This is a genomic window from Anabaena sp. FACHB-595, assembly GCF_048568275.1.
Lineage (GTDB): Bacteria > Cyanobacteriota > Cyanobacteriia > Cyanobacteriales > Nostocaceae > Trichormus.
In genome coordinates, this window is record NZ_CP183473.1 from 2,505,001 (window position 1) to 2,519,366 (window position 14,366).

The following is a 14,366-nucleotide window of genomic DNA, read 5'->3' on the forward strand; positions in this document are numbered from 1 at the left end:
CCCTAACACTGACGGCAATTTATCAGTGTAAAAAATGTGGTTTTAGACAAGATAAACCATTTCCTAATGGTATAGAATTTGCAGATCCATCTCAATGTTTGTACTGTAATCCATAATAAGCTGGGCTAAAGCAAAGGTAACTGTTAATTTTTGAATTTTGTGTAATAAATCCCCCCTTGCCAGGTAAAACATGGGGGGAGTATGGAGCTAAAGCCCGGTTGGGCAATCGGGCTATTAGTTATTTAGTATTTATTTGCTTTAATTTAATTCCTCCTAAAGATAGATAATTCTAATTTCTGTACTTCTTTATGGCATTTTAATAATAAAAAATCTCCCCTTGCATTCTAGCAATGGGAAGATTTATATTTCAAGTTCGTCAGGTGATCGGAATATTTATTTATTTAGTATTTATAGCTTTATTTCCAATTCCATCAATAGATAGATAAATACTAATTTTAGTACATCAACAATGTATATCTCAATACAAGCAAGGGAATAGGATGTTTATCAATTATAGATATTAAGAAGTTTTTCAAAAAACATGATGATGAGCAACTCATAGTAAGAAATAGTTTACTTATCTAGAATAATTCACTGATAAAGTCAATGGCAATTGAACTATAAAAGTAGTTAAGCCATCACCACTTCTAACTTCAACTGTGCCTTGAATATACTGTACTAGTTTTTTCACTAGTGATAATCCCAAACCTGTACCACTAGTTCGTTGATAATCACTTTGGGGAATTTGGTAAGATTGGTCAAACACAGATAATTTTTCTATTGTTGTATTGTAGGTAAATCGATAGAACGGCTCAAAAATCCGAGATTGTTCTGTTGAAGGAATTTCTACTCCAGAGTTGTTAATTTTAATTTGAAAATAAGGAGATGAAGAAACTGTGTATAAACCAGATTGAGCATCTTGTGGTGTTAAGCTTTTTTGGTTTTGCTCAAAATGTGCTGTTATGGTAATGCGCTCACCAGGAGGAGTATATTTACAAGCATTCATGAGGAGTTCTGAGATGATTCGATTGAGGATACTTTTGTCAGAAACTAAAGCTGGTAAATCATCAGAAATATTACCTTCTAAAATCTGTTGTTGCGCTTTGGTAATTTCCTGAAAACTGTTAATAATTTCGGATAGCAAAGATTGTAGATGAATATAAGTGATATCTAAAGGATAGCCTTCTGTATCAATTATCCGCATATTAATTAGATCATCTACTAAAGTTAATTCCCGTTCGCACTCATAACGTAAAATACCCAGGTAACGAGACACGGATGCGGAAGTAGAAGCGGTGGCTGATTTCAAAAGACCCTGCTGATTCATGACATTTTCCAGCATGGAAATAGCCATTTTGATATTTGATAATGGCGTTCTCATTTCATGGGAGGTAGATGCTAAAAAGTCTTCTTTCAACTGGTTGAATCGCTGCATTTCTGCCATTTGAATTTCTAGTTGTCGATTGCGTTCAGCAGAGAGATTGCGTTCTTCTGTGAGTCGGCGTTGAGTGTCGTCCCGAAAAACCATGACTGCGCCAGTAATATCACCGTTGTTGTTGCGTAGGGGGGTAGCACTATCGGCAACTGGGATCATTGTGCCATCTTTGGTAATTAACATGATGCGATGACCGACTGTCGGCGAAAGGCCATCACCTAAATAAACCGTTGTTTCTTTTTGAATAGCTGAGATGATAGGATTTTGAATGGAATTGAGAGTTTGTTCATCAATTAATTGGACAACTTCAGTTAAATTTCTATCTTGTGCATCATCAAATTGCCAACCGGTAAGTGCTTCTGCGACTTGATTCATATACTTGATGTGCAACTGAGAATCAACCACTAGTACACCATCTCCCATAACTCGCAGCACGGAACTCAGAAATTGTTCACGTTCATAGCGATTGAGAGCTGTTTGAATAGCGACGTAGAGTTCTTTTTCTCTGACGGGTTTGAGGATGTAGCCAAAAGGGGACGTGAGCGTTGCTCGTTCCACAGTGCTTTTATCAGAATGTCCTGTCACATATATGATGGGAATTTGTAGATTCTGCCAGATTTTTTCGGCTGCATGAATACCATCTTCTTCACCTCGTAGCCTGATATCCATCAAAATTAAGTTTGGCTGTAGTTCTGTCGCTTTATCTATGGCTAACTCTGCGGAATCTGCAATATCTACAACTGTATATCCTAAAGACTCTAAACTTTCTTGTAAGTTAATCGCCAAGATATATTCATCTTCCACAATCAGCACTCTGACCGCTTGGATTTTATTGGTCTGTGAACAGATGCTAATCATGCTTATACCCTACCTGTCGTAAAAGAAATTTTAAATTCAGTTCCTGACTGACTCTGAATTTCTAATTTGCCTCTTAACTGCTGGACTAAACCCTGAACAAGAGTTATGCCAAGTGTTTTGGTCTTTTTGCCATCGAATTCCACAGGTAAGCCAATACCATTATCTCGAACAATAAGTGTCAAAGTGCGATCGCTTTGTTGGAATAACCGGACTTGAATTTCACCTTCCCGATTATTGGGAAAAGCGTATTTCAAGGCATTAGAGACCAGTTCATTGATAATTAAACCGCAGGGAATGGCAGTTTCCAGGTCTAAGCTAGTCTCTTCAACTTGAATACTCAGTTGAATACAGCTGGATTTAACATTATAAGAGTCAAATAGGTGCGTTGTTAAATCCGGGATGTATTGGGCAAAATCTATATTAGCTAAATCATTAGAACGGTAAAGTTTTTCATGTGCCAAAGCAATTGAAGCGATACGGTTTTGACTATCTCGCAGGATAGCGTTAGCTTGAGGGTCTTGAGTACGTCTACATTGCATTTGTAACAAACTGCTAACAATTCCTAAATTGTTTTTCACCCGATGGTGAATTTCTTGAAGTAAGACTTCTTTTTCTTTGAGAGATGCCTTAATTTTCTCCTCTGCTTGCTTCTGCTCGGTGATATCTTGTTGGACAGCGACAAAAACGGTGCCATATTCAGGATGCTCAAAAACAGATGCTGTCGCTCGACACCAAAAAGGAGTACCATCTTTTTTGATATTTTGGACTTCATAGGTAGTTTCACCGTGTAGCGTAGCAGCAGCAGCGATCGCCTCATGAATTTCTATCGGTTTAGTATGCTCATCTTCATAGTTAATAATGGAAATATGCTGACCAAGTAATTCACTAACTTCATAACCAAATATTTGTTCAAATTTTGGATTAGTATAGACAATCACGCCATCGCTAGCGCGGACTAAGCATAATCCCTCTGCCATATTACGAGTGACAACAGCTTGTAACTCTAGCATTTGTTGGGCGCGTTTTTGTTCGGTAATATTGATACCACTACCGATAATGCGATAAATATTTAAGTTTTCATCTCTTAAAGGAGTCAGGTTAGTAATCCACCAAGTATCCTGATTTTTGAGATACAAGTATTCTTCATAAGTAATAGTTTCTCCCGCCTCTATACAATCCTGGTAATGCTGGCGCACGGTTGCAGCTAAAATCGGCGGAAGCACCTGCTCTGGGGTTTTTCCTTGCAATTCATGAGAGATAAAGCCTGTTAGTTGTTCATGAGCAGGATTTAAACCCATAAACCGAAAATCACCATTGACAACATCTACAACAAAAATAGAGTTGGCCACACCATCATAAATGCTGCTTAAAAAATGCTCTTTCTCTCGCAGTGCTTGTTCTGTTTGTTTGCGGTCATTAATATCTATAATCACACCCAACATTCTTACAGGGTTGCCTGTTTGATCATAAATTCCGTGTCCTTTCCCCGCCAGCCAATGCACACTGCCATCAGAATGAATTACCCGATATTCTGCTTCAAAATTGCTATGCTGTTCTAGCGCATTAGCCACACTCTGCTCGACGCGGTTAATGTCATCTGGGTGGACAACCCCACGCCATGCTTGATAACTTGCTGTTGATGTTTCTGGATCTAACCCTAACAAACGATAGTGGTTATAGTTCCAAATGACTTCATTAGTGTGAAGATTCCAGTCCCAATTACCAATGTGGGTATATTCTAGGGTTAGTCGTAATTGTTCTTCACTTTTAGTTAAAGCTTCTTGGGCTTGTTTACGGCTAGTGATGTCTTGAGCCGTTCCGTACAGGCGAATTACTTGTTTTTGTGGATTAAATTGTGGGTGTCCAATGCCTTCAACGTAAATCATGGAGCCATCGGCCTTGAATGCACGCAGAACCAATTTGTAAGATTCCCCTGTGGATACTGCACGTTCCACGGCTTGGTGTAGTTTCTGCTGATCCTGCGGGTGGTAAAGTTGGAGATTTTCCTCATAGCTTGGTGCTGCCAATGCAGGATCTCGCTGAAATAGCTCAAATAACCCCTGCGACCAAGTTATTTTCCGGGTAGCTAAGTCATAATCCCAGTTACCAAGACGAGCGACTCGCTGGGATTCTGCCAGTAACGCTTCACTTTGGCGTAGTGTTTCTTCTGTGTGCTTGATGTCAGTTACATCAACAATCAGTCCATCCCAAGCTACACGACCATCTGGTAATTGTCGGGGTGTGGAACGTAATTGAACCCATTTCCACATACCACTGGGAGTGCAGACTCGTAGTTGAATGTCAAATACTGAGAGATGACAATATGACTCCTCAACAGCTTGCACAAAGCTGGGAATATCTTCTGCACATAACTGACGATAAAGCAGAGTTGCATCTGCCAGGACATCTTCTGCTCTCACTTCCATTAATCTTTCAATTCCCGCACTAAAGTAGGAAAAGCGATCGCTCCCATCCAATTCGCGGACAATTTGATATACTGCCCCATTTGGCAGATTATCGCCAATGCTACGCAACATCATTTCTCGCTCATGTAAGGCTATTTCTGCTAGTTTACGTTGACTAATATCTGTGACACGGACTAGATGAATTTCCTCACCAGCCACGTAAATTTGTTTAACCGCGAGATTTCCCCAAAAAAACTTACCTTGCTTAGTGATGTATTCAACTTCGCGGCTCCAAAAACCTTGATGATTTAGTTCTTCGATGACGCTAGTTACCTCATCGGGGGTGAACCGTTGTTTTTGTAGCGTTTGACCATCACTACCAATCAATTCCTCTTTACCAGAGGCGGCAAATACTTGCACTGCCTGTTGATTACAATCAATGATCAGTAGCGTTTGCGGATTCACCAAAAACAGGGCATCGGTAGATCCGTTATAAATAGCTTCTAGTAAGTCTCGACTATGAATAATTTCTAATTCCGCCAGTTTGCTATCAGTAATATCTTGAGTTGTACCTAAAACTTTACAGGGGAAGTGATTCTCATCTCTAGCAAATACTACGTCTCGCGATCGCAACCACCGCCAAGAGCCATTCTTATGTTTCATGCGCCACTCAGTCGTTAGTACTTCGCCATCGGCAGCATTTTGCCAGTAGTTCAGGTTGCGTTCTAGTAAATATAAGTCATCAGGATGAAGAACATCCAAGAAAAACTTAACCCCTCGTGCCTTAATTTCTTCTGGGGTATAACCCAGAATATCTACAGATTGGCCATTGAGATAAATATTACTCCCTGTTGTCGGCTCAAAGATGTATAAAAGTTGAGGAGAATGACTAATAACTTGCTCAATAAAGCGTTTACTCTCTCGCAGTTCGATCTCGATTTCTTGCAGTTCCCGTAGTGCGGCTTTTTGTGCTGTAATGTCTTTGGCTAGGGCAAATTTTGCTGGCTTCCCTAACCAAGCAATGGGATGGGAATTAACTTCCACATCAATCAGGGTTCCGTCTCGTGTGCAGTGTTTTGCTTCGCCTACATAAATAGCGCTAGAGAAAACGCCAAAATCAGACATGGAACGCAATAAAGCAGGAATTTTTTCACGGGGGCAAATATCTAAAACTGTCATTGACAGAAATTCTGCTTGAGAATAGCCATATTTGTAAATTGCTGCCTGATTGACAGCCAAAAAACTTAGAGTTTCTGGATCAAAAATCCACATGGGATTGGGATTGTTCTCAAACAGCAATCTATACTGAGTTTCTGAACGTATTAAGTCTAATTCAATACTTTTACGTCCTGTAATGTCACCCAAGGAACCAACCAATCTTATGGGGTTGCCTTGTTCATCCCAAACACCTTTAGCCCGTGAACGAAACCATTTGTAGTTACCATCTTTGCATCGGAGACGATACTCAGTGTAATATACTGGAACTTCCCGACGCAGATAAGCTGCTTGAGCAGCCATCACTCGGTTATAATCATCAGGATGAATGCGGATACTCCATTCATCATCAAAAGTACTCATTTCATGACGTTCATAGCCTAGCATTTCAAACCAACGGTCTGAACGATAGGTATGATTAGTCAGTATATCCCAGTCCCAAATGGCTTCATCAGTGCCGACGATCGCTAATTGCCATCGTTCTTCACTTTTGCGTAAGGCTGCTTCTGCTTGTTTGCGTTCACTAATATCAATATTAGTGGCTGTGACGACCCAACAGTCTGCTTTTGGGTCGTATCGAGAACTATGGGTAGCAGCAATCCAACGCAAGGAGCCATCTTTGTGCTTGAATCGATATTCAAAATCGAATGTTTTGGCTGCAAATATATCTGCAAAGCCAGGCATAATTACTGTTTCAACATCGTCCGGATGTACTTGTGACAACCACAAGTGCTTATTGCTGAAAAATTCCTGCGATGGATAACCAAAGACTGTTTCACAACCTACAGAATGATATACATATTCCCAGTCAAAATTGGTAAATACTCGAAAACACACAATACAAGTACTGATTGCGCTATTGAGAATATCATTGAATCTTGCTTCCGATGTTTGATACTGAGCATCGCTCTGTAACAGCAACTCAGACATTTGCTCTCGTCGCACTACTTCTTGTTCTAGTTGCGCTGTTTTTACTTCTTCTAGTGTGACAACACATAGCACCCCTCCCTGATCATCAAGCACAGGCAAATGGCGAATTTGATGCTGATGGAAGCGTTGTAATATATTTGGTAAATCCTCAAGCTCTGCCTCATGCACAGTGACGACAGGTTGGCTCATGAGTTCTCCAACTGTCAAGTCTGCAAAGGTCATTCGATTGGCAATGCCTCTCAAGACATCTGTTTGCGTCAAAATCCCCCTTAATTCATCCTTGGCAATAACTAGCACACAACTAGTTTGGGCTTGATACATTTGCGCGATCGCTTCAGCCACTGGTGTATTTGGTGGCATCATGAGCAGTGGTTTTTGAAGATTATGATCAAACAAATGTAACCGGGGAATATTCATCAACCTATTACGGGAATTAGTTCCTGTAGTTAATAATTTTTCTGCTGAGTCAGTATATATGAGACTTGTTATTTATTTACAGAGATTTGAAACAAAGTTTATTTGATACAGCAGCAAAATTACTCAGTCGCCAACAAAGAAAAATCCCCCTGTGTGGAACAAACAGAGGGAGATGGTATGGTGTGAGGAGCAAACTGAATGTTTACTTAATATTCAGAGTATCAAGGGATTGTGACATAGTTATCACAATGTGATGAACATGATGCGACATTACGACATAGCGAAAACTTGGACTTCCAGTAATATCTGTTGATCATGAAAATCATCTACGACATTGAAGAAGGCAGTCCCGATGAAACAGATTTCACAACCAAACAGGAAAGATGTCTTTTTCCTACACCCTTACACCCGATCTCAACAGACAACCTGTGTGCTTAAGTCCTATTATACTTGCGTATTCATCTGAGCATTTGTTAATACTACTGTTTTAGCTTCTGGGTTATGAGGACTCTTGAGGGAGTATTTAGCATTAGTCTGTTGACAAGCCACCATCGTTTTTACGTGTTCCATTTCATCATCACGGATGGCTACAAACACATCATAAAGATTATCGATGTTGGGACGACGTTCCGAAGGAGAGTGAGCTGTTTGAAATTCATCAAACATATACAGATCTCCGTCACGATAGTATGTTTTTGCTACCTCAGGAGCTGGCTGTGTTTTTAACTCTGCTTCGTGAGTTGTGAGAAATTTGTCATAGCTGCTGTAAGCGTGTTGTTCCACCTGTTCCATAAAGTTATAGGCAGAATGGGGAGAGACAAAATATACCGCAATAATAATCCAATAATAAATTAAAGCAGCTGTCTTAGCTAAAAAGCGATCGCCCCAAAAACCTGCACCTCCCAAAGACTCCATAATCAACAAGTGATGCAACTCATTCCAAGACTCGGCAAAGTGAACTTTTAGCCAGTCTGCTTTACGCCACCATCCCAGGGTTTCGTACAGGTGTAAAACCGACAGATAAGAAAAATAAGGCACTCGCGCCACGGTTTCTAGTACATAAAAGCGAGGATAGGGGCGATCGCGATAAACTGTATTAATGACAAATACTAAAATACCAACTAATAAGCGGATCATTCTGACTCTCCATCAAGTATCGACAGTGTGCTTTTTTTCACCGTTTAACCTGTTATAAACAGGAAATTTGAGGAACTTGTGAGGATTGAAGGTAATTGTTAGTTGGTAATTAGAAAAATTATGAGACTCTGACACAGACTCAGTAATTGTTCTTAATCATTACGAGAGTGTTCAAATTCGTATACATAAAATAGCCGACTAAATCTTTTGAGTTGACATCCAACTACTGCCAACAAAATACCGCCCCCAAGTGCTAACCAAAATTCTACCGGAGGTACTGTGAATATAGATGCACCTAAAGCCGCTTGCATTGCCACAGATCTGGCATCTAAAATCACAGCTAGAAACAAGCAGACAGCCGCAGATATATAAGCTAGTACAGTCAGACGATTGATGTTTTTTAGCGCATCTTGGCAAACTGTACAATGTTGAGTGTGGGTTGTCCAGACATCAAATAGCTTTTGCTTGTCTTTTTCAGCTGGAGGTATATCGCTGCTATATCCTTCCGCCCAAGGTATACCACCACCAGCTCGGTTTTCCCACCACTGACGCAATGTAATCACCATCTTGTCTTGAGGATTGGGTGTATATACAGCGTTCAGCCATTTACCGTTTCTTCTCTGGGCAATAATTTTTTCTTGGTAATGCAGAAATACCATATCTTGGTGCAGAAATAAGGATGCTAATACATGAACCAACCAAACGGGTAGTGGTAGTCCAAAGAAAGATAATCCTTGGGGTTTCTTTCCTTGGGGATTTTTGACGAAAACTTGACAACCAATGTGGCGACACCAACCAGGACGAGTTGGCGTAGCATACAAAGCCAAAATTAACTGTCCACCATCCTCAGAGGTAGAAGCTATTCTCATGTAACAAGGTGGTTGAAAATCGTGAATTGCTTGTACTGTATTGCCTTGTGTTGGCTGAATTTCAAAGGCAAACCCATCTTGGGTAGATATGTGGCGTATAGGAATCATATCGTAGAATTTGGCATCCTGGTAGCGATCGCCTATGATGCCGTGGTGGGAAACAGGTACATGAGCAGGATCTGAGACATTTTCCATGAAATAGTCCCACCCATAGGGTAAGTCGCGGAAATTCCAAGGTGATTTTATGACTTTACCTGAGTTATCTTCTAGTTCTGGAACAATTCGCGGTGTCTGCAATTGGCTTTCTACCTTGGCTTGTTCTCCTGCTTCCGCCCATACCCACAGTAGCCCCTGGCGTTCCTGCGTCGGATAAACTACTGCACAGGATTTTTGACTTTCGCAGTTCTTTGCCGCCGTCTGTTCGTCTTTTGACTGGGGTATACTCACACAGTTACCTTCAGCATCAAAACGCCAAGCATGGTAAGCACATAAAAGCGTACCATCTGCTTCGACTCGACCTTCTGAAAGTGGTGCAAGTCTATGGGGACAAAAATCTTCAAAGCAGCGCCATTGACTAGAACCATCCCGCCACAGAACAATATCTTTACCTAATAATTGCATAGCATGAGGACGGCTAGGATCAAGGAACTCTACCACCGCTACTGGATACCACTGCTTTGTCCATTGGAAGATATTTTCTTCTTTTGATGATTGTTCTTCAGTTGCGTTGTCTAATAAATTTTCGTTCTGGGAATTCCCTTGCAGCTTGGTTTCAGTGGTCATGGTAGAGTTTTTACCTATTGTGACGTGGAAATTTAAGCGCAAAAAAGCGCGTGATTTTAAATCATCTGCTGGATGATGTCAGCGACAAAGTTAATTAAAGACTGTACTTAGTGAATTTTATCTTAGGGATAGATTACCAATACTATTTCCTAAGAGATATTCCCAATGATCTAAGTTCACTTGATACTAGATTTATTAAATTATTTATATTCCCTCGGCTGGATTTGTAAATAAAACTTTGAGCGCACCGATAATCATCAGAACAGCGAATATTTTACTTAAGGTTCCAGTTGGTAAATTTGTTCCTACTTTTGCGCCTAACCAGCCACCTAAAATAAATCCTAAACAAATGATTGCGGCTACTTTTATATCAACATATCCTTGTTTGTAGTAGACCCAAGCTGCTAATAAATCAATTGGTGGTACTAATAATGCTAATGTAGTACCTTGCGCTTGCTGCTGGGAGAATCCTAATAAAAAAATCAGAGCAGGTAAGATAATTATGCCGCCACCGATACCTGTCATCCCACTGACAATTCCTGCAATTAATCCCAAGATTAGGCAAATTAAAATGCTATTCATGCTTATATTTATCCTCGATTTATGTTTAGTATATGCAATAGGATTATTTTAAATTGAGGAACTATTAGACAGAGTTTAAAAAGTGACATTTTTCTAGATAAAAACGATTGTTATAGAATTATTACTTGATTTTTGAACTATAAATAGAGTAGCAATTGTCTAGCAAAAATCAAAAATGGTGGGCATTGCCCACCCTACATTTGGACTTTAATAGTAGGTTATTGTGCAGCCCAATTATTTGGGAAATATCCTTATGTTATTAAACTAGATAACTTGTATTTGGGACAATGGGGAAAAAGGCATACTCATACCAAGCAGTCCAGATGAAACTGCGAATCCAGCGATCGCGTTTTTCTTGGCTCAATTCATAAGCAAAGGTTCCGCGAGATTCATCAATGGAAGATAGGTGAGAGTTACAACCGCAACCATGCTGATAAGTAAAACCATACTTGGAGGCGATACTCTGCACCTTCATTTGCACGGCAAATACTTTACCAGCATGAAGGATGGCATCCCAAGAACGCTTGTGTTCAATATCCCGCTTATCAAATCTTAGGGCGCGTTCTTCAAACACATGATCTCGGTAAATCGGTGCTAGATGCACATGATAAAAACTTGCTGGCAGCTCGTAACCAAATTCTTGGAACAGTTCTAAACCAATCCGCGCAACTTTGGCATAATCAGCATCTTTCGATTCCACTTCCCGCAGAATTTCCTCAAAGTTGGGATAGTTATGAGTCATGAAATCATAACCATAGAACTCCAGGGTTTCTCGTCCTAGTTGTCCAAATAATTGACAAAATGATGATTTGAGGTGTGCTAACTCTGGACGTTCGTTAAACAAATCAACGTCACCTTGTTCTAACTTGTATAAGAACAACTGCGCCATCTCCACGTAAATTTGAGGGTTGCAGAGTCCCACATTGGCTGTACCTTTAGCGATGTCTTGCCATACAAGAGGTAGTTGAGCAACAGGAACAGCGTTTTCTCCGGCAATGATGGCAACATTAGGGAATTCAAGAAGTTGCATTGGCAATTTCCGTAATAAATTTTTAGTTTATCCTGAGATGTTATGTTGTGCGTGGGTTCAGCCCGCCGTAGACATCACCTTTATTCATAAATTTTGATACACTTCATCATCGTTGCGTTTACCGACACGAAACACATCTACTAATTGGGTTTCGTCATCAATGGTGTAGAGAATTCTATACTCACCCTGGTCAACACGGTATCCACCCTCATAACCTTTGAGGGCTTTACAGTCTTGTGGCCTGGGTGTTCCTTGGAGAGAGAGAATTTTAGAAACAACTTGTTTGAACTGTTTGGGTTGTAAGTCCAACAGGTCTTTTTCGGCGGTTCTGGCAATTCTTAATGTATAACGGTCACTCATGAGTATGTTGAGCAATCACGGCTTCTAAAGTTGTGAAACCTGCGTTTTGTGCAATAGCTTCTCTCAACTGAGCCGAGTCTATGGCATCTTCTAGAGTTTCTAGGCGTTTTAAGTCATCCAGTCCAATTACCGCTACAACTGGCTTACCGTGGCGTTCTATCAAGATGCGCTCTTTTCCGTACTCTACCCGATTGATAATTTCTTGGAATTTGGCACGGGCTTCGGTAGCGCTAACAGGATCTATCATGGAGAAAATATATAAATTTTACATTTTGTACATTTATTCTATCAAAGAGGTAATTGAGAAACAAAATGAATTCAGCCATGAGGACATCGCCCACAGGCTGAACACATTGAGTAATCATCCTCGTAGATACTTGCAAGCAGCGTAAGCCATAGTTACTACTCCTGTGACGATCGCAGATTCATCGACTTCAAATTCAGGGTGATGTAAGGGATGATTGATAATTCGCTCAGGGTAGCCTACACCTAAGCGAAACATTGAACCAGGGATGTGTTCTAAGTACACAGAAAAATCTTCTGCACCCAAAGAAGGTTCGGGTAATACCTGGACGCGATCGCTTGTCCAAGCTTCTTCTCCTGCTGATTGAAACAACTGGGTAAGAGCATAATCATTGTAGACACCGGGGACACCTTGGCGATAATTAACTTGATAACGCGCCCCGTAAGAATGACAGACATTGGCAACGATTCTTTCAATCCAGTTGGGGAGTTGGGCGCGGGTTTCTGGGTGGAGCGATCGCACTGTTCCCAACAACTGTACTTTATCAGCAATTACATTCGGCGCTCTCCCACCAGTAATTTTCCCAATGGTCAACACCACCGGACGTAAGGGGTTCTGGGTACGGCTAATGGCTTGTTGCAAACTAGTAATCACCTGGGAAGCGATCCAAATGGCATCAATCGCCTCATGGGGACGCGCACCATGTCCAGATTCACCAATAATCAAAATCTCTAAATCATCCGCCGCCGCCGTTAAAGCCCCATAACGCACTCCAATCGAGCCAGCCGGAATCGAAGGGAAAACATGAATACCTAAAATAGCGGAAACATCCTTGATTGCCCCATCTGCCACCATCCAGCTTGCACCTTGAGCAATTTCTTCCGCAGGCTGGAATAAAAACCGCACATTTCCACTCAATTCCTCTGTCATTTGGGACAGTACCATTGCCGCCCCTAAACCTACTGTAGTGTGGATATCATGACCACAAGCGTGCATTATGCCATCCGTCCGTGAGGCATATTCTAAACCAGTACGTTCTTGAATAGGCAAGGCATCCATATCGGTGCGAATTGCCAAGAAACTATGATTTTCCTCAGTAACTTGTAATTCACCAACTACACCAGTTTTACCAACACCTTCTTGTACACGCAGACCACTGGAAGATAAGACACCAGCCACAAAGGCAGCAGTTTGATATTCTTGACCACTAAGTTCGGGATGAGAGTGGATGTGACGGCGAATTTCAATGAGGCGAGGCGCTAGTTTTGTGGCTAAGTCTTTAATAAGGGTGAGCATTGCTTGATTTTCGTTGACAGGCTTTGTTCCATGATAGTTAGGGATTGGGGATTGGGGATTGGGGACTGGGCATTTCTCCCCCTGCCCCCTGCTTCTTATCTCTCTCCCTTGCTCCCTGCTCCCTGCCCCCCTGCTTCTTGCGACCACCAGACGGGTTTTTTGTTTGAGTGATTTTATGGATTGAGGATGAAAGCCAAATCTAAGATAAACCCAGGTAATATATCTTCGCCGGAAAGTTGGGGCGGTTGGTCAGCCGAAAAATTGATCGTTTCTACCTCAGCATCAGAGCGATAAATTTCTACTAAGGGTGTTTTTGGGTCAATGAGAAAACCCAAACGAGCGCCATTATCCCGATACTCCTGCATTTTGGCACGCAATTTCTTTAAAGAGTCAGTTTCCGATCGCAGTTCAATCACAAAATCGGGACATAGTGGCGGAAAGCGTCGCCTTTGTTCACTTGTCAATGCTTCCCAGCGTTCTAGTTTCACCCAAGCCGCATCAGGGGAACGAAAAGCACCATTTGGTAAGCGAAATTCTGTTGATGAATCAAATACTTTACCGAGTTTGGCTTGTCGATTCCATAAGTTTAAATCTGTTGTTAAATTAGCGTTTCTAATGCCGCTTTCGCCGCCTGTTGGGGGCATAATGATTAATTCTCCTTCTGCCGTCAATTCAATTCGCCATTCGTCATTGGCTATGCACAGTTGATAAAACTGCTCATCCGTTAAACCTACGGCTGGTGGTACGTTGAGGGTGAGAGTTTCCATAGGTAATTTGCCAATCGGGTTTATTTTATTATGAGCGA

Annotated in this window: 11 protein-coding genes (1 of these 11 running past the window's edge); 1 reads left to right on the top strand and 10 read right to left on the bottom strand. The window is 41.2% G+C overall.

Features of this window, described 5'->3' with window-relative positions; translation table 11 throughout:
- Positions 1–116: the 3' portion of a DUF6671 family protein gene (locus ACN222_RS10435; RefSeq protein WP_010996251.1), read on the top strand. The gene continues 748 nt to the left of window position 1, outside the view; the window shows 116 of its 864 coding nt (coding positions 749–864); the start codon falls outside the window, past its left edge; its stop codon occupies positions 114–116.
- Positions 117–577: 461 nt separating this feature from the next.
- Here the strand turns inward: ACN222_RS10435 and ACN222_RS10440 are convergent, their stop codons facing one another.
- From ACN222_RS10440 to ACN222_RS10485, 10 genes are all read right to left on the bottom strand, one after another.
- Positions 578–2,293: a hybrid sensor histidine kinase/response regulator gene (locus ACN222_RS10440; protein WP_010996252.1), complete on the bottom strand. Its 1,716-nt coding sequence runs from the start codon at positions 2,291–2,293 to the stop codon at positions 578–580.
- A 2-nt stretch (positions 2,294–2,295) separates the two neighbouring features.
- On the bottom strand, positions 2,296–7,206 hold the full coding sequence (locus ACN222_RS10445; protein WP_231865527.1) for a PAS domain-containing protein: 4,911 nt from the start codon (positions 7,204–7,206) through the stop codon (positions 2,296–2,298).
- Positions 7,207–7,704: 498 nt separating this feature from the next.
- Positions 7,705–8,397: an alternative oxidase gene (locus ACN222_RS10450; protein WP_010996254.1), complete on the bottom strand. Its 693-nt coding sequence runs from the start codon at positions 8,395–8,397 to the stop codon at positions 7,705–7,707.
- Between the two features lie 152 nt (positions 8,398–8,549).
- Positions 8,550–10,049 (bottom strand): Rieske 2Fe-2S domain-containing protein, encoded by a 1,500-nt coding sequence (locus tag ACN222_RS10455; RefSeq protein WP_190449789.1) that lies wholly within the window; start codon positions 10,047–10,049, stop codon positions 8,550–8,552.
- Between the two features lie 204 nt (positions 10,050–10,253).
- Positions 10,254–10,631, bottom strand: a complete 378-nt coding sequence (locus ACN222_RS10460) for a sulfite exporter TauE/SafE family protein (protein ID WP_010996256.1) — start codon at positions 10,629–10,631, stop codon at positions 10,254–10,256.
- 259 nt (positions 10,632–10,890) lie between these two features.
- Positions 10,891–11,661, bottom strand: a complete 771-nt coding sequence (locus ACN222_RS10465; protein ID WP_010996257.1) for a hypothetical protein — start codon at positions 11,659–11,661, stop codon at positions 10,891–10,893.
- 84 nt (positions 11,662–11,745) lie between these two features.
- Positions 11,746–12,021: a type II toxin-antitoxin system RelE family toxin gene (locus ACN222_RS10470; RefSeq protein ID WP_010996258.1), complete on the bottom strand. Its 276-nt coding sequence runs from the start codon at positions 12,019–12,021 to the stop codon at positions 11,746–11,748.
- On the bottom strand, positions 12,014–12,268 hold the full coding sequence (locus tag ACN222_RS10475; protein WP_010996259.1) for a type II toxin-antitoxin system Phd/YefM family antitoxin: 255 nt from the start codon (positions 12,266–12,268) through the stop codon (positions 12,014–12,016). The genes ACN222_RS10470 and ACN222_RS10475 overlap by 8 nt, the downstream gene beginning before the upstream one ends.
- 114 nt (positions 12,269–12,382) lie before the next feature.
- Complete coding sequence (locus tag ACN222_RS10480) at positions 12,383–13,561, bottom strand: M20 family metallopeptidase (protein WP_044521242.1); 1,179 nt, start codon at positions 13,559–13,561, stop codon at positions 12,383–12,385.
- Between the two features lie 173 nt (positions 13,562–13,734).
- A complete protein-coding gene (locus ACN222_RS10485) occupies positions 13,735–14,328 on the bottom strand; it encodes a Uma2 family endonuclease (RefSeq protein WP_010996261.1) in 594 nt (197 codons plus the stop codon).
- Positions 14,329–14,366: the final 38 nt, after the last annotated feature.